At 72.7% G+C, this 23,016-nt stretch carries 23 protein-coding genes; 8 read left to right on the top strand and 15 right to left on the bottom strand.

Annotated features, from left to right (window positions below; all coding sequences use genetic code 11):
- Nucleotide 1 precedes the first annotated feature (1 nt).
- The 4 genes from AC6CKD_RS15235 to AC6CKD_RS15220 all read right to left on the bottom strand — a co-directional run bounded on the left by AC6CKD_RS15235 (nucleotide 2) and on the right by AC6CKD_RS15220 (nucleotide 4,546).
- Nucleotides 2–841 carry an ABC transporter ATP-binding protein gene (locus AC6CKD_RS15235; RefSeq protein ID WP_498327818.1) on the bottom strand — a complete coding sequence of 280 codons (840 nt, stop codon included), beginning with the start codon at nucleotides 839–841 and terminating at the stop codon, nucleotides 2–4.
- Nucleotides 842–882: 41 nt separating this feature from the next.
- Nucleotides 883–1,956 (bottom strand): FecCD family ABC transporter permease, encoded by a 1,074-nt coding sequence (locus tag AC6CKD_RS15230; RefSeq protein WP_498327816.1) that lies wholly within the window; start codon nucleotides 1,954–1,956, stop codon nucleotides 883–885.
- Nucleotides 1,953–3,029 carry a FecCD family ABC transporter permease gene (locus AC6CKD_RS15225; protein WP_498327814.1) on the bottom strand — a complete coding sequence of 359 codons (1,077 nt, stop codon included), beginning with the start codon at nucleotides 3,027–3,029 and terminating at the stop codon, nucleotides 1,953–1,955. Before AC6CKD_RS15225 ends, AC6CKD_RS15230 begins: the two co-directional genes overlap by 4 nt.
- A 152-nt stretch (nucleotides 3,030–3,181) precedes the next feature.
- A complete protein-coding gene (locus AC6CKD_RS15220) occupies nucleotides 3,182–4,546 on the bottom strand; it encodes a lysine N(6)-hydroxylase/L-ornithine N(5)-oxygenase family protein (RefSeq protein WP_498327812.1) in 1,365 nt (454 codons plus the stop codon).
- A gap of 262 nt (nucleotides 4,547–4,808) precedes the next feature.
- Between AC6CKD_RS15220 and AC6CKD_RS15215 the strand changes: the two genes are divergently transcribed.
- The 7 genes from AC6CKD_RS15215 to rpsR all read left to right on the top strand — a co-directional run bounded on the left by AC6CKD_RS15215 (nucleotide 4,809) and on the right by rpsR (nucleotide 9,281).
- Complete coding sequence (locus AC6CKD_RS15215) at nucleotides 4,809–5,756, top strand: methionyl-tRNA formyltransferase (protein WP_498327810.1); 948 nt, start codon at nucleotides 4,809–4,811, stop codon at nucleotides 5,754–5,756.
- Nucleotides 5,757–5,976: 220 nt separating this feature from the next.
- The gene (rpmF, locus tag AC6CKD_RS15210; protein ID WP_214924716.1) at nucleotides 5,977–6,147 is read left to right on the top strand and encodes a 50S ribosomal protein L32; all 171 of its coding nucleotides are present in this window, start codon (nucleotides 5,977–5,979) and stop codon (nucleotides 6,145–6,147) included.
- Nucleotides 6,148–6,152: 5 nt separating this feature from the next.
- The gene (locus AC6CKD_RS15205; protein ID WP_498327808.1) at nucleotides 6,153–7,331 is read left to right on the top strand and encodes a GTP-binding protein; all 1,179 of its coding nucleotides are present in this window, start codon (nucleotides 6,153–6,155) and stop codon (nucleotides 7,329–7,331) included.
- Between the two features lie 80 nt (nucleotides 7,332–7,411).
- Nucleotides 7,412–7,576, top strand: coding sequence for a 50S ribosomal protein L33 (rpmG, locus tag AC6CKD_RS15200; protein WP_030162346.1), 165 nt, complete (start codon nucleotides 7,412–7,414; stop codon nucleotides 7,574–7,576).
- A 25-nt stretch (nucleotides 7,577–7,601) separates the two neighbouring features.
- The gene (locus AC6CKD_RS15195; RefSeq protein ID WP_031149134.1) at nucleotides 7,602–7,850 is read left to right on the top strand and encodes a type B 50S ribosomal protein L31; all 249 of its coding nucleotides are present in this window, start codon (nucleotides 7,602–7,604) and stop codon (nucleotides 7,848–7,850) included.
- 26 nt (nucleotides 7,851–7,876) lie between these two features.
- Complete coding sequence (locus AC6CKD_RS15190) at nucleotides 7,877–8,989, top strand: CobW family GTP-binding protein (RefSeq protein ID WP_498328122.1); 1,113 nt, start codon at nucleotides 7,877–7,879, stop codon at nucleotides 8,987–8,989.
- Nucleotides 8,990–9,044: 55 nt separating this feature from the next.
- Nucleotides 9,045–9,281 (top strand): 30S ribosomal protein S18, encoded by a 237-nt coding sequence (gene rpsR, locus AC6CKD_RS15185; RefSeq protein ID WP_498327805.1) that lies wholly within the window; start codon nucleotides 9,045–9,047, stop codon nucleotides 9,279–9,281.
- Nucleotides 9,282–9,377: 96 nt separating this feature from the next.
- Here rpsR and AC6CKD_RS15180 read toward each other — a convergent pair whose 3' ends face one another.
- From AC6CKD_RS15180 to AC6CKD_RS15135, 10 genes are read right to left on the bottom strand one after another with little or no spacing between them, the layout of a single operon-like run.
- On the bottom strand, nucleotides 9,378–10,886 hold the full coding sequence (locus AC6CKD_RS15180) for an ABC transporter ATP-binding protein (protein ID WP_498327803.1): 1,509 nt from the start codon (nucleotides 10,884–10,886) through the stop codon (nucleotides 9,378–9,380).
- A complete protein-coding gene (locus AC6CKD_RS15175) occupies nucleotides 10,883–11,692 on the bottom strand; it encodes an ABC transporter permease (RefSeq protein WP_498327801.1) in 810 nt (269 codons plus the stop codon). Before AC6CKD_RS15175 ends, AC6CKD_RS15180 begins: the two co-directional genes overlap by 4 nt.
- Entirely contained in the window at nucleotides 11,689–12,645 is a 957-nt protein-coding gene (locus AC6CKD_RS15170; RefSeq protein WP_498328121.1) for an ABC transporter permease, read from the bottom strand. The genes AC6CKD_RS15175 and AC6CKD_RS15170 overlap by 4 nt, the downstream gene beginning before the upstream one ends.
- Nucleotides 12,633–14,198, bottom strand: a complete 1,566-nt coding sequence (locus AC6CKD_RS15165) for an ABC transporter substrate-binding protein (protein ID WP_498327799.1) — start codon at nucleotides 14,196–14,198, stop codon at nucleotides 12,633–12,635. The genes AC6CKD_RS15170 and AC6CKD_RS15165 overlap by 13 nt, the downstream gene beginning before the upstream one ends.
- On the bottom strand, nucleotides 14,195–15,043 hold the full coding sequence (locus AC6CKD_RS15160) for a class I SAM-dependent methyltransferase (RefSeq protein ID WP_498327797.1): 849 nt from the start codon (nucleotides 15,041–15,043) through the stop codon (nucleotides 14,195–14,197). The genes AC6CKD_RS15165 and AC6CKD_RS15160 overlap by 4 nt, the downstream gene beginning before the upstream one ends.
- Nucleotides 15,040–16,323, bottom strand: coding sequence for an MFS transporter (locus AC6CKD_RS15155; protein ID WP_498327795.1), 1,284 nt, complete (start codon nucleotides 16,321–16,323; stop codon nucleotides 15,040–15,042). The genes AC6CKD_RS15160 and AC6CKD_RS15155 overlap by 4 nt, the downstream gene beginning before the upstream one ends.
- A complete protein-coding gene (locus tag AC6CKD_RS15150) occupies nucleotides 16,320–17,432 on the bottom strand; it encodes an enolase C-terminal domain-like protein (protein WP_498327793.1) in 1,113 nt (370 codons plus the stop codon). Before AC6CKD_RS15150 ends, AC6CKD_RS15155 begins: the two co-directional genes overlap by 4 nt.
- A complete protein-coding gene (locus AC6CKD_RS15145) occupies nucleotides 17,429–18,550 on the bottom strand; it encodes a PLP-dependent cysteine synthase family protein (protein WP_498327791.1) in 1,122 nt (373 codons plus the stop codon). Before AC6CKD_RS15145 ends, AC6CKD_RS15150 begins: the two co-directional genes overlap by 4 nt.
- Nucleotides 18,547–19,410, bottom strand: coding sequence for a Rossmann-like domain-containing protein (locus AC6CKD_RS15140; protein ID WP_498327790.1), 864 nt, complete (start codon nucleotides 19,408–19,410; stop codon nucleotides 18,547–18,549). The genes AC6CKD_RS15145 and AC6CKD_RS15140 overlap by 4 nt, the downstream gene beginning before the upstream one ends.
- Nucleotides 19,407–20,711: an ATP-grasp domain-containing protein gene (locus AC6CKD_RS15135; RefSeq protein WP_498327788.1), complete on the bottom strand. Its 1,305-nt coding sequence runs from the start codon at nucleotides 20,709–20,711 to the stop codon at nucleotides 19,407–19,409. Before AC6CKD_RS15135 ends, AC6CKD_RS15140 begins: the two co-directional genes overlap by 4 nt.
- A 183-nt stretch (nucleotides 20,712–20,894) precedes the next feature.
- Between AC6CKD_RS15135 and AC6CKD_RS15130 the strand changes: the two genes are divergently transcribed.
- Complete coding sequence (locus AC6CKD_RS15130; protein WP_498327787.1) at nucleotides 20,895–21,590, top strand: GNAT family N-acetyltransferase; 696 nt, start codon at nucleotides 20,895–20,897, stop codon at nucleotides 21,588–21,590.
- 53 nt (nucleotides 21,591–21,643) lie between these two features.
- On the opposite strand, the gene AC6CKD_RS15125 is transcribed toward AC6CKD_RS15130, so the two are convergent.
- A complete protein-coding gene (locus AC6CKD_RS15125) occupies nucleotides 21,644–22,978 on the bottom strand; it encodes a class I SAM-dependent RNA methyltransferase (protein ID WP_498327785.1) in 1,335 nt (444 codons plus the stop codon).
- Nucleotides 22,979–23,016 lie beyond the last annotated feature (38 nt).

Genomic DNA, 23,016 nt, shown 5'->3' with positions numbered 1-23,016 from the left:
TTCAGCTGCCCACACTCTGGACGTGGGTCCGCCCGATCGGCACGACGAGCGGCCGGTCGCCCACCGGATCGTCAATCACCATGGCACGCAGGCCGAATGCCTCGTGCAGCAGCTCGGCGGTCAGCACCTCGCGCGGGTGGCCCTGCGCGAGGACCGAACCGGCCTTCATCACGATCAGGTTGTCGCTGTAGCGGGCGGCCAGATTGAGGTCGTGCAGCACCATGACCACGGTGCATCCCGACTCGTGCAGGTCGTCCACCAGGTCGAGCACGTCGATGGCGTGCGCGAGGTCCAGATAGGTGGTGGGCTCGTCGAGCAGCAGCAGGTCGGTGCCCTGAGCGAGGGTCATCGATATCCACACGCGTTGACGCTGGCCCCCGGAGAGCGCGTCGACGGGACGGTCGGCCAGGTCGGCCACCCCCGTCATGGCCAGCGCGCGCTCCACGACGGAGGCGTCGTCCGAGGACCACTGGCGCAGCCAGCTCTGGTGCGGATGGCGGCCCCTGGCCACCAGGTCGGCCACGGTCAGGCCCTCCGGCGCCACCGGCGCCTGGGGCAGCAGCCCGAGCTTCTTCGCGACGTCCCGGGTCCGCAGCCGCGCGATGTCCTCGCCGTCCAGGACCACGGATCCGCTGGTCGGCTTGAGCAGCCGCGACAGGGTCCGCAACAGGGTGGACTTGCCGCACCCGTTGGGCCCGATGATGGTGGTCACGACCCCCGGCGGTATCACCACGTCGAGCGAGTCGATGACGGTCCGGTCGCCGTACCCGACCGTGACGCCCTTGGCCGCCAGCCGCGGGACGGCATCGGACTCGATCTCGGTGATGGACTGAGCGACCACGGGCTCCCCCTCTATTTAGGCTTGCCTAACCTTTCTATCACCTAGCGGCGGTTCGCCCGCACCAGGAGGTAGATGAGGAAGGGGCCGCCGATCGCGGCGGTGACCACGCCGACCGGCAGGCTGATCGGCAGCGCGGTACGGGCGACCAGGTCCGAGCCGATCAGCAGCAGCGCCCCCGTCACGGCGGACGCCACCAACGGCGGGGTCGGGGACTTCGTCAGACGGAGCGCCACCTGCGGCGCCACCATGGCGACGAACGGGACCGGTCCCGCGGCGCTCACCGCGAAGCCGGCCAGGAGCACCGCGCACAGCAGCAGGACGGCCCGTACCAGCGAGAACCGGACGCCGAGGCCGGCGGCCACGTCGTCGCCGAAGTGCAGCGGCTTGAACTGGAAGGCGACGCACGCCACGACCACCGCGAGGGCGAGCGTGCCCCAGAGGGCCACCCCCACCTCGTCCCACGACCGGTTGTCCAGGGAGCCGACCAGCCACGCCTGGGACCGCGCCACGTCCCTGATGTCGGCGGTGACCAGCAGCCAGGTCGTGATCGCCTCCATCGCGGCGCTCACGGCGAGGCCGATGAGGATGAGCCGGAAGCCGTCGACCCCGCGCCGCCACGCCATGAAGTACACCAGCAGCCCCGTGCCCAGGCCTCCCGCGAGCGCCGCGCCGGACAGCCCCACGGAGCTGACGACCGCGGCCGCGGCCCCGCCGGACACCGTCACCAGGCACACCGCGACCGCGCTGGCGCCCGCGGTGATCCCGAGGATGTCCGGACTGGCCAGCGGATTGCGGGCGATGGACTGGGTGATCGCCCCGGACATCCCCAGCGCGATGCCGACGACGAGCCCGGCCAGGGCCCGCGGCATGCGCAGATCCATGATCACGAACTGGTCGACCTGCTCGCCCCCGCCGAAGAGGGTGGCCACCACCTGCGAAAGGCCGAGGGGGAAGTCCCCCACGGCGATGGACAGGCAGAACACCAGGAAGGCCGCCGCCGTCAGCAGCAGCGTGACCAGCACCATCCTGGGGCGCCAGACGAAGGACAGGCCCCCGAGCCGCACACCCGGCGTCATCGACGGCTTGTCGGCGGACTTCAACACGGACACGTTCATGCGTTCTTGAACTTTCCCCGCCACACCAGGACCGCGAAGAACGGGGCGCCGAGGAGAGCGACGAGGATGCCCGCGTCCAGCTCTCCCGGCCTCACCACGACGCGTCCCACGATGTCGCAGACCAGAAGGACGACCGCGCCGAGCAGACCCGCGTACGGCACCAGCCAGCGGTAGTCGGGGCCGGCCAGGTACCGGGCCACGTGCGCCACCATGAGTCCGAGGAAGGCGATGGGGCCGCACGCCGCGGTGGCCGCGCCCGCCAGCAGCGTGATGGCGATGATGCCGGTGATCCGGATCAGCGTGATGCTCACGCCCAGTCCCCGCGCCACGTCGTCGCCCAGGTTCATCAGGTTGACGGAGGGCAGGGTGGCCAGCGCCAACACCAGTCCGACCACGATGAAGCCGGTCACCGGCCAGATGACGTCGAAGCCGACGCCGGCCACCGACCCGGCGTTCCAGAACCGCAGGGCGTTCAGCGCCGCCTTGTCGGACAGCGCGACCGCCGTCGTCATCGCCATCAGGAACACCGCGACCCCCTGCCCGGCCAGAGCGAGCGTCAGCGGATTGCCGGCGCCCCGGCCGATGCTCGACAGCCCGAACACCACGACACCGGCGAGGCCGGCGCCCAGGAAGGCGAACCAGACGTACTCGAACGGATCGGTGAGCCCGAACAGGGCGATCGCCGACACCACGGCGAACGAGGCACCGGTGTTCACCCCGAGCAGGCCGGTGTCCGCGATGGGGTTGCGCGTGTATCCCTGGATCAGCGCCCCGGCGACGCCCAGGGCGATGCCCGCCACGATGGCGAGGACCGTACGGGGCACCCGTACGGTCTGCATGATGAGCCTGGCTTCGGAGAGCTTCTGGTCGGGGTCCGGGTCCGCGAAGAGCCCGTGCCAGGCCTCGGCGGGGCTGAGCGCCCGCGCGCCGACGGCGAGCGACACCAGCGCCGCGACCACGAGGACCGCGAGGATGGCGACCAGGCCCGTGATCCGCCGCCGCCGGGCCCGCGCGACGACCCGGGAGGATGCCGGGCGTCCGGCCGTGGCCGTACCCACGTCGAGGCGGGTCACCCCTCGTGTCCGGTGCGGGCTGCGGGCCGCCCGGCGGGGCGGCGAGTACCAGTGGGCACGGACGTTCCTTCTTCGTGGGGCAACTGGTTGCACAGTACTGCCGTGCCTCCGGCGCGAACACACCGGAGGCACGGCAGCGGGCGGGGGGCCGGCTAGACGGCCGGCTGGCGGGTGCCGGTGGCGCCGTCGGCGACCGGACTGGCCTGGTCGGGCACGGCCTTGAGGTTCCGGTCGAGGATCGAGTCGAGTATCTCGCCGACCCGTACCGCGGTGTTGGACAGCAGGGAGGAGGTGATGCCGTGGGTGTGCTCGGTTCCGCCCTGGAGGTAGATGCCGCAGCTCAGGTCCAGGTCGGTCGCCACCCGGTAGTCGCGCTCGACGCGGACCCGGCCCTGGTCGTCGCGGTGGCAGCGGTCCGCGACCTCGCCGAGCAGGCCCAGGCCGTCGGCCTGCTGGTACCCGGTGGCGCACACCACGACGTCGGCGTCGAGCACGCTCTCCTCGCCGGTGACGAGGGACTTGATGGTGGCGCGGACCCCGTCGGCCGTCTCCTCCACGCCCGTCAGGCGCGAGACGTTCAGGAAGCGCAGCCGCTCGGTGCCGAGCACCTTCTCCTGGTACGACTGCCGGTACAGGTCGTCGATGAGGTCGATGTCGACCACGGAGTAGTTGGTGTTGCCGTGGTAGCCCATCAGCCGCTGCTTCACGTCCTCCGGGGCGGTGAAGTACTCGTCCACCGCCTGGGGGTCGAAGATGCGGTTGGCGAAGCTGCTGTCGTCCGCCGGGCTGTAGCCGTAGCGGGAGAAGACCGCGCAGACTTCCGCCTGCGGGAAGCGGCGGTGCAGGTAGGCCACGTTCTCGGCGGCGCTCTGGCCGGCGCCGACCACGACGAAGCGGGTGGGCTCGCTGCCCTCCAGGCCGTCGATCTTCTTCAGCAGGTCGGTGTTGTGCCAGACGTGGTCGGTCCGCTCGACGCCCTCGGGCATGACCGGACGCAGACCGGTGGAGATGACGAGGTTGCGGGCCCGGTGGACGACGACCTCGTCGCCGGAGCGCGCCGTCACGTCGAGGTACTCCACGACGCCGTCACGGAGCACGGGCTCGACGGAGACGACCTGGTGGCCGTACGAGACCATGTCGTCGACCTTGGCCGCGGCCCACTCGAGGTAGTCGTGGAACTCGACCCGGAGCGGGAACAGGTTCTTGTGGTTGACGAAGTCGATCAGCCGGCCCTTCTCCTGCAGGTAGCAGAGGAAGCTGTACTCGCTGGTCGGGTTCCGGAGCGTCACCAGGTCCTTCATGAAGGACACTTGCATCGTCGCGTCGTCGATGAGCATGCCGCGGTGCCACCCGAACTCGGGCTGCTGCTCGAAGAAGTGGGCGGTGACCGCCTCTTGCCTTCCGACGCGCACGTTGTGCTCGCTGAGCGCGATCGCCATGGCGACGTTCGACGGCCCGAAGCCGATACCGATCAGGTCGTGGATCAGTGGTGCGTCGCCAGGAAGAGCCTGTGACATGTCACTCCCATTGGTGCGGGACAGCCGCCTGCCAGGCGTCTTGTCAGGGGTGGGGGAAAGGGGGAGTCCAGGCGCACCGGTGACCGGCAGCCGAGTGGAACTTAGGTAAAGCTAACCTGATCCAGGCGGGCTGTCGACCAGACAAAGCGGGCATCGCACCCCCAGCCGGGTCAATCAAGCCCAGAATCGGGGTTGTTGCGCCGTTAGGTAAGCCTTGCTTTACTTACTCCTGGTCATTTTGCTCTTCTGAGGAGGAACCCCGATGCGGGTCGTCATGTTCGGCTATCAGACCTGGGGCCATCGCACCCTGAAGGCACTCCTGGACTCCGAGCACGACGTCGTGATGGTCGTGACCCACCCCAAGAGCGAGCACGCCTACGAGAAGATCTGGAGCGACTCGGTCGCCGACCTCGCCGAGGAGCACGGCGTTCCGGTCGTCATCCGCAACCGCCCCGACGACGAGGAGCTGTTCCAGCAGCTCAAGGAAGCCGACGCGGACATCCTCGTCGCGAACAACTGGCGCACCTGGATCCCGCCGCGGATCTACACCCTGCCGCGGTACGGCACCCTCAACGTGCACGACTCGCTGCTGCCCAAGTACGCGGGCTTCTCGCCCCTCATCTGGGCCCTCGTCAACGGCGAGACCGAAGTCGGCGTGACGGCGCACATGATGGACGAGGTGCTCGACGCCGGCGACATCGTCATGCAGCACTCGATCCCCGTCGGCCCGACGGACACGACCACGGACCTGTTCCACAAGACGGTCGACCTGATCGCCCCGGTCACCATCGGCGCCCTCGACCTGATCGCGTCCGGCCAGACCGAGTTCACGAAGCAGGACCGCACCCAGGCCACCTTCTTCCACAAGAGGGCCGAGGAGGACATCCGGATCGACTGGTCCTGGCCGGCCGAGGACCTGGAGCGCCTGGTCCGCGCCCAGTCCGCCCCGTACCCGTCCGCCTTCACCTTCCACAAGGGCAAGCGCCTGGAGGTGCTCGCCTCCGTCGTGTCCGAGGGACGCTACGGCGGCACCCCGGGCCGCGTCTTCTACCGCGAGGGCGAAGGCGTGGTCATCGTGGCCGGCGCGGACGCCCGTACGGGCCGCAACCACGGCCTCGCCATCACCCGCGTGCGCACCGAGGACGGCCGGGAGCTGCCCGCGTCCGAGTACTTCACGTCCATGGGCGGCTACCTCACGTCCCGCCCCTGACCCGGCGGGCGGGCCCGCGCCGCCCCTGATCAACGGCCCGCCCCGGACGGTCCCGGGGCGGGCCGGCACGAGTCACCGCCGCACGGATCTCCTTTCCGTGCGGCGGTGACTCGTTCATCCCGCCCGCACACCCAGGCGGGGTGACGCTCTCCCCTAATTGAAAATGGTCGTCGTTTCCATGTAGGTTCGCGGCACACCCCCGACACCTCAGGAGACACCGATGGCCGTCCCCAAGCGGAAGATGTCCCGCAGCAACACCCGTCACCGCCGCGCCCAGTGGAAGGCCACGACCCCGCAGCTCGTCCCGATCACGGTCGACGGCTCCGTGTACCGGGTCCCCCAGCGGCTGGCGAAGGCCTACGAGCGCGGCCTGCTCCGCCCCGAAGGCTGAGCCCGATGACCGGTACGACGCCTGCCGCGCTGCCCGTCACCGTCCTGTCCGGCTTCCTCGGAGCCGGTAAGACCACCCTGCTCAACCACGTGCTCGGCAACCGCGAGGGCCTGCGGGTCGCCGTCATCGTCAACGACATGAGCGAGGTCAACATCGACGCCGCGCTCGTGCGCGGCGGTGGGGCCGCCCTGTCGCGCACCGAGGAGCGACTGGTCGAGATGACCAACGGGTGCATCTGCTGCACCCTGCGCGACGACCTGCTGGAGGAGGTCGACAGGCTGGCCCGCGAGGGGCGCTTCGACTACCTCCTCATCGAGTCCAGCGGCATCTCCGAGCCCATGCCCGTCGCCGCCACGTTCTCGTTCGCCCGCGACGACGGCGCCACCCTGGGCGACCTGGCCCGCCTCGACACGATGGTCACCGTCGTGGACGCCGCGAACTTCCTGCCGGAGCTCACGGGCGGCGACGAGCTCACCGCCCGCGGGCTCGACCAGTACGAGGACGACGAACGCACCGTCAGCGATCTCCTCATGGACCAGATCGAGTTCGCGGACGTCATCGTCCTCAACAAGCTCGACCTGGTCGGGCCGACCGACGCCGCCCGGCTCCGCGCGACGCTCTCGCGGCTCAACCCGGAGGCGAGGATCGTTCCCGCCGTCCGCGGACAGGTGGCCCTCGAGCAGGTGCTGGGCACGGGCCTGTTCGATGTCGAGCGGGCCCAGCAGGCCCCGGGCTGGGTCAAGGAGCTGAACGGCGACCACGTCCCGGAGACCGAGGAGTACGGGATCTCCTCGGTCGTGTTCCGCTCCGGCCTGCCCTTCCACCCCGGCCGGCTGTGGACCTTCGTCACCAAGGGCCTCGACAGCGGGACGTTCGGACAGGTCCTGCGCTCCAAGGGGTTCTTCTGGCTGGCCAGCCGCCCCCGCGTGGCCGGCCTCTGGTCCCAGGCCGGCACCGTCGCCCGCTTCGAACCCTCGGGCGCCCGCGGGCCGGAGACCGCTCAGGGCCAGGAGCTCGTGTTCATCGGCACGGGCCTGCGCGCCGACTCGCTGAGGGCGGCGCTCGAAGCCTGCCTGCTCTCCCCGGGCGAGGCCGTGCCCGCCGTGGACGACTTCCCGGACTGGGAGACGTACGGGATCGACGACGCCTGCGAGCACGAATCCGCCGCCCCTCGAGCGGCCTGAAGAATCACTGGTTCGACCCTCCCCCGGGGGAGGGTCGAACCTCTTATTGAAAACGATTCCCATTCCCGTATACTGTCGCCATGGCACGCAACGAAGTACGCCCGATCGTCAAGCTCCGCTCGACCGCCGGCACCGGCTACACGTACGTCACCCGCAAGAACCGGCGCAACGACCCGGACCGGATGGTGCTCCGCAAGTTCGACCCGGTCGTCCGCCGGCACGTCGACTTCCGCGAAGAGCGCTGAGCAAGCCCCCAGAGAGAGCGACCCCATGAAGCCTGGAATCCACCCCGCCTACGGTCCCGTCGTCTTCCGCGACAAGGCCGCCGACTTCGCGTTCCTCACGCGCTCGACCGCCTCCAGCGACAAGACGGTCGAGTGGGAGGACGGCAACACCTACCCCGTCATCGACGTCGAGATCTCCTCGCAGAGCCACCCCTTCTACACCGGCACCGCGCGGGTCCTGGACACCGCCGGCCGCGTCGAGCGCTTCGAGCGCCGCTACGGAGGGCCCAAGTGACCCTCCCCGTCGTGATCGTCGGCGGGATGCACGCCGACGCGCGCAAGGAGACCGTCGAGCACCTGCTGCGCGCGGTGCCGGGAAGCATCGCCCTGCACCACGACCTGTCCTCCGCGACCGGCGGTACGGTGCTCCGCACGCTGCGCGATTCCGGGGGCGCGCTCTCCGCCGACGAGACGCCGCTGGTCAACGACTGCGCCTGCTGCGCCCTGCGCGAGGACCTGGTCCCCGAGCTGGTGCGCCTGGCCGCCGGCGGGCTGACCCGGCTGGCCGTCGTGGAACTGTGGGACTCGGTCGAGCCCCGGGCGATGGCCGAGGTCGTCGCCGCCCACTCCGGGGACCTGCTGGAACTCACCAACGTGATCACCGCCGTCGATCCCGCCCTCGTCCTGCCCTGCCTCGGCAACGGGGACGACCTCGCCGAGGCGGGATTCGCCGCGTCGGCCACCGACCAGCGGACCGTCGGGGACACCTGGGCCCGCCAGCTCGAGTACGCGCCGGTCCTCGCCATCGCCGACAGCGACGAGGCCGACGACGAGGACCGCGCCCTGCTCTCCCAGTTGCACCCGACGGCCCGCCACGTGCCCACCGGCTCCAGCGAACTCACCCGCCTGGCCTTCGCCGGCTTCGACGTGGAGACGGCCGCCGCGGCGCAGCACCCCGCCTGCGCGCTCCTCCCCCAGGAGGCCGACGAGGCCGGAGTCGCCACGCTCGTCTGGCAGCGCCGCCGGCCGTTCCACCCCGAGCGGCTCTACGAGGCCCTGGAGGACCTGAGCTGCGCCGCGGCCCGGAGCCGCGGCCGGTTCTGGCTGGCCGACCGCCCGGACACCCTCCTCGCCTGGGACGCCGCGGGCGGCGCGCTGTGCGTGGAGAGCGCCGGCCCCTGGCTGGCCTCGCTCCCCGACGCCGCCTGGGACCTGGTCCCCGCCATGCGTCAGGCCGCGGCCTCCCTCGACTGGGACCCCGAGCACGGCGACTGCTGCCAGCACCTGGTCTTCACCTCGCCGGGCCTGGACCGCGAGGGGCTCGAACAGCTCCTGGACTCCTGCCTCCTGACCGAAGCCGAGTACACGGCCGGGCGCGAGGGCTGGAAGCAGCTGCCGGCCGCCTTCGCCCCGCTGCTCGACCCCGTCTCCTGACCGCCGACCGCCCCCGTCTTCCGACCGCCGACCGCCCCCACCCCGAGGAGCCCCCATGGCCCGCCGCCCCTCCCCCGGCAAGCCGCCGAAGTCCCGCCCCAACCCGCTGGACACGGCGGGAATCACGTACATCGACTACAAGGACACCGCTCTGCTGCGCACGTTCATCTCCGACCGGGGCAAGATACGCGGCCGCCGGATCACCCGGGTCACGGCGCAGCAGCAGCGCCGGCTCGCCCGGGCCGTCAAGAACGCCCGCGAGATGGCCCTGCTCCCGTACGCCGGCCGCTGAGACGGCCCGGCGCACGGCCTCAGCCGTGCGCCGCCGAGACCCCGATGCGCCGCCGAGACCCCGCGCCCCGAGCCCCGGCCCTCCACGGGCCGGGGCTCACCCGTGCACCGGGCCGGGCAGGGCCGCGGACCGCGCGGACAGCAGGTCCCGGGTGAGGGTGTGCTGCGGAGCCTCCATCAGCCGGCGGGCCTGACCCTCCTCGACGATGCGCCCCGCGTCGAGGACGGCGATCCGGTCCGCGAGGGCTCCGGTGGCGGCCGGGTCGTGGGTGATGAACACCAGGCCGAGCCCGCCGCTCCGGAGCCGCGCGAGGGCGTCCAGGATGGTGGTCCGGGTGGCCGCGTCGAGGCCGGAGGTGATCTCGTCGCAGACGAGGACCCGGGGTCCGGCCAGCAGGGCCCGGGCCAGCGCCGCGCGCTGGAGTTCGCCGCCGGAGAGTTCCCCGGGCCGGCGCCGGGCGAGGCCCTCGCCGCGGCCGAAGTCTCCGAGCCCGAACTCTCCGAGCACGGCCAGGGCCGCGTTCCGCGCGTCCTCGGGTGCGGCACCGCGGAGCCGTACCGCGCTGCGGGCCACCTGGTCCAGGACCGGCCGGTGCTCGTCGAAGGCGGCCTTCGCGTCCTGGAACACGTACTGCACGGCGGCCAGTTCGGACCGGCTGCGGGAACACAGGCTGGGCGGCAGTGGCGTCCCGTCGAGCAGGACCGTGCCCTCGTACCGGCGGTGCAGCCCGGCCAGGCAGCGCCCGAGGGTGGTCTTGCCGCTGCCGGACCGGCCGACGAGCGCCAGGCACTCCCCGGCCGCGACCGACACCCCGATGCCGGTCAGTACCTCGGCGGCGCCCTGTGCGGTGCGGTGCCGGGCGGTGAGGTTCCGCGTCTCCAGCCGCACCGGACCGCGCGGGCGGGGCGTTCGGGCGGGGCGCGGCGGCTCCGGTACGAGCTCCCCCAGGACCGACGACGCGGGTCCGCGGTCCACGACCCGCCCGTCCCGCATGACCACGACCTCGTCGGCCAGCCTCCGTACGACGTCCAGGTCGTGGCTGAGCAGGACGACGGCGATGCCCCGTGCGGCGATGGCGGCCAGCTCCGCCACGATGCCCTGCTTGGTGAGGACGTCCTGCCCGGTGGTGGGTTCGTCGGCGACGATGACCCGCGCGCCGAGCAGCAGTGCCTGGGCCAGGACGACCCGCTGCTGCTGGCCGCCCGAGAGCTGGTGCGGGAAGCGGCCCAGCACGGCCGCGGGATCGGGGAGTTGGGCGAGGCCCAGGGCCTCTTCGGTACGGCGCGCGCGCTCGCGCCGGTCGCCTCCCTGCCGGGCGGCGATGTCGGCGAGGAGGGCTCCCACCCGGCGGGCGGGGTTGAGGACGGAGGCCGGGTGCTGGGGTACGTATCCGACCGGGCCCGCCGGTGTGTGGACCGTGCCGCCGACCAGGGCGCCGGCCGGGTACTCGCCGAGGAGGGCGAGGCCGGTGGTGGTCTTGCCGCTGCCGGACGGGCCGATGACGGCGGTGATCCTGCCGGCGTGCGCGGCGAGGCTCACCCCGTCCACGATCGCCCGTCCGCCGATCTCCACGCGCAGGTCCCGCACGTGTGCGACGGGGGTCATGGTGTCGCTCCCTTCCGGGGGCCGGGCCGTTGGAGGACGGCGTCGAAGAGGAGGTTGGTGCCCATGGACAGGGCCGCGATGAGCAGGGCGGGCACGACCACGGCCCAGGGCTGGAGGAAGAGCCCGGTGCGGTTGCGGTCGACCATCACCGCCCAGTCGGCGGCGTCCGGCTGTACGCCCACCCCGAGGAAGGCCGCGGTCGCGACCAGGTAGAGGGCTCCGGTGAGCCGGATTCCGGCGTCGGCGGCGAGGGTGCGGCGCATGGAGCGGGCCACGTACCCGACGGCCGTGCGCCACCAGGACTCGCCCTGCATGCGCAGTGCTTCCACGGCGGGCCGGGAGGAGATCTCGACGGCCGCCGCGTGGACGACGCGCGCGGCGTCGGGTACGGCGGCCAGCCCGACCAGGACGGTCAGTCCGGCGGGTCCCGGGGTGAGGGTGGCCGCGACGAGCAGCACCAGCAGCAGCGAGGGGACCGCGATGACCACGTCCAGGGGCCGCATCAGCGCCTCCTCCAGCCAAGTGCGGCGGGTGAGCGCGGCGGTGAGGCCCAGGGGGACGGCGACGAGGTAGGCGAGGGCGGTTGCGGCGAGCGCGACGAGCACGACGGAACGGCCGCCGAGGAGCACCTGGTGCCAGACGTCGCGTCCGCTGAAGTCGGTGCCGAGCCAGTGCCCCGCGGGGAAGGCGAAGGAGACCGAGCGGGGACCGGGCGCCCCCGCCACGAGGGGTCCCAGCAGGGCGAGGAGGACGGGGAGGCCGATCAGCGCGAGGGCGAGCAGGGACCGTGAGGGTGTCTGCTTCACGCCGCCACCTCGGACCGGGGTGCGAACCGGCGGGCCGCCAGGTCGGCGGCGAGGTTGACCGCGACGGTGACGACTCCGAAGACGACGGCCATGCCCTGGACCACGGGGAGGTCGCGGGCGGCGACGGCTTCGACGAGGACGGTGCCGAGGCCCGGGATCACGAAGAGCGCCTCCACGACGATGACCCCGCTGAGCAGCCAGTCGCAGGTACGGGCCAGTTGCTGGGTGGCGGGGGCCAGGGCGTTGGGCAGGGCGTGGGTCCAGGTGATCCGGGCGCCGGAGACTCCGTAGCGCCGGGCCTGGGCCACGTACGGCGAGGCCATCGCGTCGATCATCCCGGCGCGCACGAGGCGGCTGATGGTGCACACGGGCCGCGACAGCAGGACGACGACGGGCAGGATCAGGACGGCGGGCTCCGTGAAGGGGTCGGCGCCCACGGCGGTGGGCGGCAGCCAGGCCAGCCACAGCCCGAAGAGCGTGGCGAGCAGGACTCCGAGGGCGAACTCCGGTACGGCGTGCACCGCCAGGGTCAGCCCGCTCACGGTCCGGTCGAGCGGCCCGCCCTCGCGCCGGGCGGCCAGCACGCCGAGCCCGACCGAGAGCGGGACGAGCAGGGCCAGGGTGGCGCCGGCGAGGAGGAGGGTGGGGCCCATTCCGCCGGCCAGGTAGCCGGTGACGGGCCGTCCGCTGACCAGGGAGGTGCCGAGGTCCCCGTGGAGGAGGCCGCCGACCCAGTCGGCGAGGCGTTCGGCGGGCGGGCGGTCCAGGCCCATCGTCGCGCGGATCAGGGCGATGCGGTCGGGATCGGGCTGGTCCCCGGCGAGGGCGACGGCGGCGTCACCGGGCAGCGCCTCGGTGAGGGCGAAGACGAACAGGACGACGGCCGCCGTCTGCCCCAGACCGAGGAGCAGGCGGCGGCCGATCCATGGAAGGTGCGGTGTCACGCGAGCCAGATCTTGTCGAATCGGGCCCAGTCGAGGGTGTTCGCGGGGGCCTGCTTCGACACCCCGTGCACCGTGGGCGCGGTGGCGATGATCCAGTCGGCGAACCCCCAGATCAGGAAGCCGCCCTCGTCGTACAACCGGCGCTGCATCCGCTCGTAGAGGGCGCCGCGCTGGGTGACGTCACGCGTGGACTGGGCTTGCTGGTACAGGTCGTCGAAGTCTTGTCGCTGCCACTTGGTGGCGTTGGTGGTGGAGCCGGTCAGCAGGCGCTGCGAGATGTGGGACTCGATGGGCATGGCGCCGGAGCGGTAGGAGGCGAAGGTGCCGGTGTTCAGGATGTCCTTCCAGTACGTGTCCTTGTTGCCGACCTTGATCTCGACGGTGACTCCGGCCTTGGCGGCCTGCTCCTTGAAGATGCCGGCGGCCTCGACGAAGCCGGTGGCCGCGGGGGCGGTGTCGAGGGTGACCTTGAGGCCCTCGGCCCCGGCCTCCTTGAGCAGGGCGCGGGCCTTGTCGAGGTCCTGGGTGCGCTGGGGCAGGCCCGCGGGGTAGTACTGGTAGCCCTTGCCGAACAGGTCGTTGCCGATCTCGCCGGCGCCGGAGAGGGCCCCGTCGACGAGTTCCCGGCGGTCGGCGATGAGGAAGAAGGCCTGCCGGACCCGGGGATCGTCGAAGGGCGGGCGGTCGGTCTTCATGACGAAGCCCTGCATCGCGCTGCCCGGGAGGCGCACGACGTCGATCTTCCCCTTGCCCTCGTGGGTGCGGGCGGTGGCCGGGTTCAGTTCGTGGGCGTACTCGACCTGGCCTCCGAGCAGGGCGCTGACGCGTGCCGACTCCTCGCCGGCGACGACGAATTCGAGCTGGTCCAGGTGCGGGGCGCCGTCCCAGTAGGCCTCGTTGCGCTTGACGAGGAGGGAGCTGCCCGGTGTGAAGGAGACGAAGCCGAACGGGCCGGAGCCGACGGGCTTGTCGAAGGAGGTGGTGTCCTTGGGGACGATGTACGCGCCGAACGCGGCCAGGACGTTGGGGAATTCGGCGTAGGGGCGCTTGAGCTTGAACTCGACGGTCCCCGCGTCGACGGCGCGGCTGGCCGCCAGGTCGATGGGCTCCAGGGAGGCCTTGGCCCGGAAGGTGCCCTTGGGGTCGGCGATCCGGCGGTAGCTGTAGAGCACGTCCTCGGCCGTGACGGGCCTGCCGTCGTGGAAGGCGGCCTTGCGCAAGGTGACCCGCCAGGTGTCGAGGGTCTCGTTGGGCTCCCAGCGCTCGGCGAGCCGGGGGACGGCGGCGAGGTCGGCGCCGAAGTCGGCGAGCTTGTCGAAGAGGGCCTTGGCGCGGGCGGCGTCGACGAACAGGTTGGCGGCGTGCGGGTCGAGGGTCTCGTTGGCTCCGCCGCCCGCGAACGCGGCGCGCAGCTTACCGCCGGCCTTGGGGGCTCCCGCCGCGGCGTTCTTGGCGTCCGGGGCGGTGGCGCCGGCGCCGCAGGCGGCGGTGAGGGCGAGGGCGGTGGCCCCGGTGGCGATGAGGAAGCCTCTGCGGGCGAGGCTGGAGCGGGCGTCGTTCATGCGGACATGTCTCCGTTGCTGGGGTGGGGCGCGAGCCGGGCGATGAGGTGGAGGCGGTCGGAACGCGTGGTCCCGTGCGGGGCCTCGCCCTCGCGCCACGGCGGTTCGGTGCGGGGGCCGGGTCCGTCGTGCAGCCCGAGTACCTCGAACCCGGCGGTGGTGAGGAAGTACCGGAGCTCCTGCGGGAAGAGCAGCCTCCAGGCGGAGTGCTGCTCGTCCGGAAGGGAGCCGTCGTCGGCGGTCCAGGTCCTTCGGCGGCGCAGGAGTTGTGCGCCGTGGTCGATCCACAGGGTGGTGTGGGAGGTGTACGTGGTCCCGCGCCAGGCGAAGGAGGCGGTGCGCGGGGTGTCCAGGAGTTCGGTGTTGCCGAGGAAGAAGGCCCCGTTGCGCATTTCGGCGACGAGCAGCCCGCCGGGCGCGAGGTGGGCGCGGCAGCGGGCGAGGAAGGCGGCCAGGTCCTCGTTCGTGTGGCAGTAGAGCAGGGCGCTGTCCAGGCAGACGATCGCGTCGAAGGTGGCGTCGACCTCGAACGCGCGCATGTCGGCCAGCTGGTAGCCGGGGCCGGGGTGGTGGACGCCGGCGTGGGCCAGCATGGCCCGCGAGGTGTCGATGCCGGTGACCTCGCGCCCGGCCCGGTGGTGCAGCCAGGCCGCGTCCCGGCCGGTGCCGCACCCGACGTCGAGGACCCGGGGACCGGCGCCGTGGCGGGTCAGCATCTCCTCGGCCCAGCGGGCGGCGAGCCGTTCGGGGTCGGGGAAGCGCTCCTCGTAGAGCTCGGGGTGGTCGGTGAGCAGGTTGCCGCTGGTGGCGCCGCTCGTCGTGCCGCCGCTGGTGGTGACTGTCATCGGGTCTCGCTTCGGGGGCGCGCGGTGGTGCGGGAGGGCAGGGGGTCGAGGGGGTCCGGCGCCGGGTCGCGGGGCAGGGCGCGTCTTCGGTGCAGGTGGGCCACGGCCGCTGCCGAGAGCAGGCCGAGGGCGAGGCAGCAGCCGTAGGGCAGCCAGGTCCGGCCGGTGTGGCCCGCGGTGTCCATGGACCAGCCGATGGCCGCGCTGCCGGCGGCGGCCGCGACCCCGGAGACCGCGTAGAAGAGGCCGTAGTACGTGCCGGTCAGGTTCGGGCGCCCGAAGGCCGGTATCAGCTCCATCACGAAGGGCTGGGCGATCATCACCCCGAGGTGCAGCAGCAGGGCCCCGGCGAGCACCGGCAGGAGCCGCAGGGGGTGGGCGGTGGCGGGGCCGGCGACGAGCATCGGCGGCAGGAAGCCGAGGCCCATGACGGCCAGGCCGGTGGCGATCCAGCGCCCGCTGCTCCCCCGGGCCTTCAGGGCGCGGGTGATGCGCAGTTGGAACAGCAGGTTGGCGACGGTCCCGGCGAGGAACAGCAGGCCGACCGAACCGGCCCAGCCCGAGGCGTCGGTGGCCGCACGGGGCAGCAGCAGGTACAGCTGGTTCTCCAGGCCGTACATGCCGATCATGGCGAGCGAGAACGCCAGGAACCGGCGGTTGCCGGCCACCTCGCGCCAGTCGCCGAGCACGCCGGTGCCGGGGGCCGGGACCTTCCGGGCGGGCAGCACCAGCAGCTGGGCCACGGTGAGGACGGCGAACACCCCGGCCGCGGAGACGGCGGCGGCCCGGAAGTCCACGAGCAGCAGCAGGGTGCCGAGCAGCGGGCCGAGCAGCGCCCCTGTGGTGGCGAAGACGTTGAACAGGGCGAAGGCCTCGGCCTTGCGGTCGCCGGCCTCCTGGGCGACGTAGGTCCGCACGGCGGGGTTGAACAGGGCCCCCGCCAGCCCGCTGAGCACGGAAGCGGCGATCAGCAGCGGCAGCCCGTCGCCGAGGGCGAACAGGCCGAATCCCACCGTGCGCAGGGCGCAGCCCGCGATGATCACCCCGCGGGCGCCGAGTCGGTCGGCGGCCGAGCCGCCGATCAGGAACAGGCCCTGCTGGCTGAGGTTGCGCAGGCCGAGGACGACCCCGACGAGGGCCGCCGAGAGGCCGAGGTCGTCGGTGAGGTGGGTGGCGAGGTACGGGATGAGCAGGTAGAAGCCGGTGTTGACGCCGAGCTGGTTGACGAGGAGGAGGCGTACGGCGGGCGGGAAGCCCCGCATCGAGTGGAGGACCTTCACCGGACGACCGCCGGGTGGGCGCGCCGGACTCCGAGGCCCGCCCGGTCGGCGGCCCGTACGGTGCCGTCGGTCCCGCCGATGCCGGTCCACGGGTCCTCGGCGAGCAGCAGGTGCCCGTCGAGGTCCACCCAGCGGGCCCGGTCGGCGAGGTGCACGGCGGGCGCGATGCCGAGCGAGCTGGCGGTGAGGCAGCCGAGCATCAGGTCGGTGCCGCTGCCGCGCAGGGCTTCGTGGATGCGAAGGGCGGCTTGCACGCCGCCGCATTTGGCGAGCTTGACGTTGACGCCGTGGACGAGTCCGGCGAGCGCCACGGCGTCCTCGTACGAGACCGCGTCCTCGTCGGCGATCACCGGGACCGGGGACTCCTTCGCCACCCGGGCGAGCGCGTCGTGGCGGCCCGGCGCGATGGGCTGTTCCACGGCGGTGACGCCGAGGGCGGCGAAGCGCGGGAGCAGGTCGTGGGCCTGGCGTTCGGTCCACGCCCCGTTGGGGTCGAGCAGCACGCTCGCACCGGGGGCGGCGATCCGTACGGCCTCCACCCGCGCGAGGTCTTCGGCCGGATCGGGGGATCCCGCTTTGACCTTGAGGGCCGTGAAGCCGCTCATGGCGAGCCGGGCGGCCTGCGCGGCCGCCGCCACGGGCGTGGTGATGCCGATCGTACGGGTGGTCTGCGCGGCCGGTGCGGCGTCGGTGCCCAGCAGTTGGTGGGCGGGCCGGCCGGCCCGCTTGCCGACCAGGTCGAGCAGGGCCGCCTCCAGCCCGGCGAGCACGCCGGGCGGCAGGCCGGGAAACGGACGGGCCGCGTGCCGGTCCCGCGGGGACGCGTGTTCGTCCCACAGGGCGGCGTGTTCGTCCCACGGGGCGGCGTGTTCGTCCCACGCGGTCTCCGGGTCGGGAAGGCGTTCGACCGAGGGGCGCACCGCACCGAGGTGCCGGACGATGCGCTCGGTGGGCAGGCCGAGGTAGTCGCTGCTGACCACCTCGCCCCAGCCGGTCAGGCCGCCGTGCTCGATCGCCGCCCAGACCGCGTCGCGGCGGGCCATCACCGAGCGGGATATGCGCAGCGGTTCGGCGAGTTCCAGCTCCGTGGTGTACCAGGTGAGCTTCACGCAGCGCCTCCCCGCGCCGGCGCCGGCAGGTGCGGCCGGGTGGCCGCGAGCGGGTCGAGGACGGTGCGGCAACGGGTCCAGCCGACCGCCTCGGTCGCGTGCGGGTGGGCGATCTCCAGCGGGCGGAGCGCGAGTTCGGCCCGGTCGAGACCGTGGGCGTGGCAGAACTCGTCGTCGTAGACGGTACCGAGGTAGCGGTGCGGGCCGTCGGGGAAGACCGTCGCGACGACCGCGCCCGCTTCCACCCGGGCGGCCCAGGCGGAGACGAGGGCGACGGCGCCGGTGCTCCAGCCGCCGCTGACGAAGCCGGTGCGGGCGAGCCTGCGGCAGGCGTCGACGGCTTCGGCCGGGCCCACCCAGTGGACCTCGTCGAAGGCCTGGTGGGCGACGTTGCGCGGGTGGATGCTGCTGCCGAGCCCGCGCATGAGGCGGGGGCGGGCGGGCTGGCCGAAGATGGCCGATCCCACGGAGTCCACGCCGATCACCTTCAGGCGCGGCCAGCGGCGGCGCAGCGGGCCGATGAGCCCGGCGCTGTGGCCGCCGGTGCCGACGCTGCACACCAGGACGTCCAAGTGTTCGAGCTGCCCGCACAGTTCGGCGGCCATGGGGAGGTACCCGGCCGCGTTGTCGGGGTTGTTGTACTGGTCGGGCCAGTAGGCGTCCGGGATCCGGGCCAGGGCTTCGCGCAGCCGGGCGATCCGGGCCGCCTGCCAGCCGCCCTCGGGGGCGGGCCGGTCCACCAGCTCCAGCTGGGCGCCGTACGCATGGAGCAACTGCCGCATGGACGGTTCGAGTTCGCGGTCGCCGACGAGGACGACCGGGTGCCCGAGCGCCTGTCCGGCGAAGGCGAGCCCGATCCCCAGGGTCCCCGAGGTGGATTCGACCACGGTGGCGCCGGGGCGCAGTTCGCCGCGCCGCCGGGCGCCGCGCAGCATGGACACGGCGGACCGCGCCTTCATGCCACCGGCGCCGAGGCATTCGAGTTTGGCCCAGAAGCCCGGGTGGGCGTAAGGGAGTTCGGTACGGATCCGCGCGAGCGGGGTGCGGCCGACCAGCGTCAGCAGCTCCGGGTTCGCGCTGCGGGCCGGGGTGCGGTCCAGCAGGGGCGCGACGGTCAACAGGTGCCTCCGTAGCGGTGGATGACTCCCGGGCCGCCGTCGAGCCAGAAGAAGGGGTAGGGCTCCGCGGACACGGCGCTGACCCCGGCGCCCAGGAAGCGCGGGAGGACCGCGCTGCCGGTCTGGGCGAACATCACCAGGGGCTTGCCGGTGGCCGCGGCGTGGTCGAGCAGCGGCTCGAAGGTGCCGTTTCCGAGGGTCATGCCGGAGGCGAGGACGGCGTCGCACCGTTCCAGCTCCGCGAGGGCGTCGGTCCGCACCGGCTCGCCCCACTCGGTGGCGCCGCCCTTGAGATCGCAGGGCACGTACGCCAGTCCGCGCGACCGCAGTTGCTCCAGCAGGGAGTTGACGACGCCGATGACCAGGACCCGGCGGATCCCGGTCGCGGGCAGCAGGTCGGCCACGGCGCGGGCGCGGGCCCGGGACCGGTGCAGGGAGTTCCCGGCCGGCAGGGCGTACGGGCGGGCGCCGTGGTCGGGGGTGTGGGGGCGCACGTGGCCCAGGTACGCGTCGAGCGCGGCGATCCGTACGGGAAGCTGCGGGTGGTCGAGGAGTTCGGCCACCGTAGCTCCGACGCAGTCGTCGAGCGTCGCGGCGGGCAGGGTGCCCGGCTCCACGGCGCAGGATCCGACGGCCGCCTCCAGGCGCAGGCTGAGCACCTCGTTGCGGTATCCGCTGCCGCGGCCGGCGTGGCGTACCGCCTGGGCGGTGGTGAAGGCGAGCGCGATGCGCTCCAGGGCGGGGTCGGAGCCGTAACTCCCGCCGCGCACCGCTTCGACGAGCCGGCCGACGGTGCGCACGGCGGGATCGTGCAGGGTGGGATCGTGCACGGCGGGATCGTGCACGGCGGGCGCCGTCATGCGGGCACCGCCGCGGACTCGGCGCCCTGCTCCTCGAGTTCGGCATCCTGCTCCTCGAACGTGGGGCGCAGGCGGGCGAGGAGGAGCTCCGCGGCCCGGCGGGCCCCGCTCCCGAAGGTGTCGGCCGTCATGATGTGGCCGAGGTACTCGTTGTTGCTGGTCGCGGCCCGTACGGCGCGCCCCGGCCCGGCGAGGGTGAGCTCCAGCACTCCGGGCTGCGCCCGGACCTCGTCGGCGCCCTCGATTCCGGCGAGGGTGCCGGCCGTGTCGGGGAGCAGGAAGACGATGGCGGCGCTGTGCACGCCGGTCGGGCGCGGAGTGAGGTCGGGCGTCCGGCCGAGGGCGGCGTCCACGCAGGCCGCGGCCAGGTCGATGCCCGTGACGTGCCGGACGAGTTCGGTGATCCGGTTGCCGGCGGGCCGGGGGTTGACCTCCACCACCTTGGGGCCCTCGGGCGTCAGTTTGATCTCGGTGTGGCACACGACGTGGTCCAGGCCGAGGGCCTTGACCGCGGCCGCCGCCGTGTCCACCGCTTGCCGCGCCGCCTCCGGCGCGATGTCCGCCGGGAACATGTGCCCGGTCTCGATGAAGGCGGGCGCCCCGCCGATGCTCTTGTCGGTGACACCTGCCACGCCGATGACACCGCCGAAGGAGACGGTCTCGACGCTGACCTCGGGTCCGGTGAGGAACTCCTCCAGGAGGACGACGGGCATCCGTTCCTGGCCGCGCGCGTTGACCGGGAACTCCTCCAGCGCCCGGCAGGCCGCCTCCAGTTCCCGCTCGTCGCGGACCTCCCGTACGAGCATTCCGGCGCACAGGTCCACGGGCTTGACCACCAGCGGATAGCCGATCTCCCGGGCGGCGGCCGCGGCCTGCGCGGTGTCCGCGCAGAGCGCGAAGCGGGGCCCCGGAACCCCGGCCCCGGCCAGCACCCGGCGGGTCAGGTCCTTGCGGCAGGCGGCCTCCACGGCTTCGACGGCCGGGCCGGGCAGGCCCAGCCGGTCGGCGATCCGGGCCACGGCGGGCAGGTAGTAGTCGCAGGAGGAGACGACCCCGTCGAAGGCCAGCACCGCGTGGAGGCGTTCGAGGTGGGGCAGCAGCTCGTCCATGGCATTGGTGTCCGCGGTGATGATGTTGCGCGCCGCCAGCAGCGGATGCGGACCCTCCGGTCCGGCGCCGCGCAGGTAGTGGTGGAGGTCCCGGGTGACGAAGGTGAACTCGTGCCCGCCTTCTCCGATGGCCCTGGGCAACAGCCTGCTCATCGACCCCACCCAGCTCTCGACAACCAGCAGATGTGCCAAGGAAGTTCCTTTCAAAACGCCGTGACGACGGTGCGGCGCGCCTGCGGAGCGGACCGCCCGGCAGGAGGCGTCCGCAAGGGACCGAGGAGGAAGCTACCGGAAATCGTTTTCATTTCCAATAGAGCTGATTTCCGGTAGCCTGCCGCTCACGAGACCGGAGTGCAGGAAGGGAGCCGCCGAGCCATGAGGGAACTGACGGACCCGGCGCAGGGGCAGGCGCAGGGGCAAGGCCAGGGGCTGCGGATCGGGCCGTACGTCGTACGGCATGCCGAACCGGGGGACGCCGCCGGCGCGCGGAGCGTCATGCTCGACACGTTCTACCGGGAGTTCGACTACGGGTACGTGCCCCGGTGGCACGACGACGTCGTCGACCTCGACAGCACCTACCTCACGCACCCGCGCCACACCCTCGTCGTCGCGGTCCTGGGCGAAGAGGTGGTCGGCACCACCGCGCTGAACTCCCGCGGCCCCACCCACCCCCCGCACCCCCGCTGGCTCACCGAGCGCTATCCCTCGGGACGCACCGCGCAGCTCCTACGGGTGTACGTGCGCCCGGACCACCGCCGCCACGGGCTGGCCCGCGCCATGGTCGGGACGGCCTGCGCGTTCGCCGCGGGCGTCCCCGGATACGACACGGTCTACCTGCACACGAACGTCGACATCCCGGGAGCCGAGGCCTTCTGGCGCAGCCTGGCCGACGAGGTCTGCGACGGGCGCACCACGGGCGAGCACGGCGGCTACGGAACGGTCCACTTCGAAATCCCGCTCCCCCGGACGACCACCCCCACCCGAAGCGTCGACCACCTCCCCACGACCCACAAAAAAACGCCCCCCGGGCTGGGCACGCAGCCCGCCCAGGAGGCGACTTTCCACTCGTGACGTCCCGCCGGGGCATTCATCCGGCGGGCGTCGGACCATCACCGACCCGAACGTCAGGCGTCCTTCGCCACCCGTTCCAGGATCGCCACGCACTCCACGTGGTGGGTCATCGGGAAGAGGTCGAAGGCGCGCAGGGTGCGGACCTTGTAGCCCGCCTCCTGGAAATAGGCCAGGTCGCGGGCGAGGGCCGCCGGGTCGCAGGCCACGTAGGCGATGCGGCGCGGGTTGAGGCCGGCGACCTGGCGGACCGTCTGCTTGCCGGCGCCCGCGCGGGGCGGGTCCAGGACGACGAGGTCGCACTCGGTGATGCCGGTCTTCGGGAGGATCTGCTCGACCTTGCCCTGCTCGATGCGGACCCGCGGGAAGTCGGTCAGGTTGTGCCGGGCGTCCTCGACCGCGCGCTTCGTGGACTCGATGCCCAGGACCGCGCCGGTGTCGCCGAGGCGTTCCGCGAGGGCGCCCGCGAAGATGCCGACGCCGCAGTAGAGGTCGAGGGCCATTTCGCCCTTGCGCGGCATCAGGCCCTGCATGACGGCCTTGATCAGGGTGTCGGCGGCCTGGGGGTGGACCTGCCAGAAGCCGCCCATGCCGACGCGGTACGTACGGCCGTCCGCGCGCTCGCGCACGAAGGGGCGGCCGTGGACGCGGTGGACTCCGCCGTCCTTCTCCTCGACGCGGAGGACCGAGACGGGCTTGTCCAGCTCGACGAGCGGGAGCCGGCCGCCGGGGCGGGGGGTCAGGACGACCTGGCGGTCGCCGGAGCCGGACGCGGCGATGGCCTCGACGGTGGCCATCTGCGGCCAGTCCTGCTGCTCGATGCCGAGCTCGGTGACGCCCGGCGCCGCGATCATGCAGTGTTCGATCGGCTGGATGTCGTGCGAGCGGTGCTTGCGCAGGCCCACGACACCGTCCTCGTCGATCGCGTACTGCACGCGGGTGCGCCACTGCGGGACCTGCCCGGCGGGCACCTTGTCGCCCTCGGCCGGCATGACCGTACCGTCCCAGCCGGCCTGCTCCGGGGTGAGCCCGGCGAGCCTCAGCAGCTGCTCGGCGACGACCTCGCCCTTGAGCCGGCGCTGGGCGCCGGGCTTGGCGTGCTGCCAGTCGCAGCCACCGCACGCGCCGGGGCCGGCGTACGGGCAGGGGGCCTCGACCCGGTCCTTGGAGGGGTCGAGGACGGTGATGGCGTCGGCGCGCAGGAAGCGGGAGTCGACGTCGCCCTCGGTGACCTTCGCGATGATCTTCTCGCCGGGCAGCGTGTGCCGGACGAACAGGACGCGGCCCTCGGCGGTCCGGGCGATGCAGTGCCCGCCGTGCGCCACGGGGCCGACCTCGACCTCGTACTCCTCCCCGACCAGTGACTGCTTCTCGTTCTGCTCGCTCGTCATGGTGGGGAGACTCCAAGGATGTGGATCAGAAGATCAAA

Source organism: Streptomyces sp. GQ60, assembly GCF_059758875.1.
Note: the sequence above shows the minus strand (reverse complement) of the source record. Positions and strands in the feature narration are given on the sequence as shown.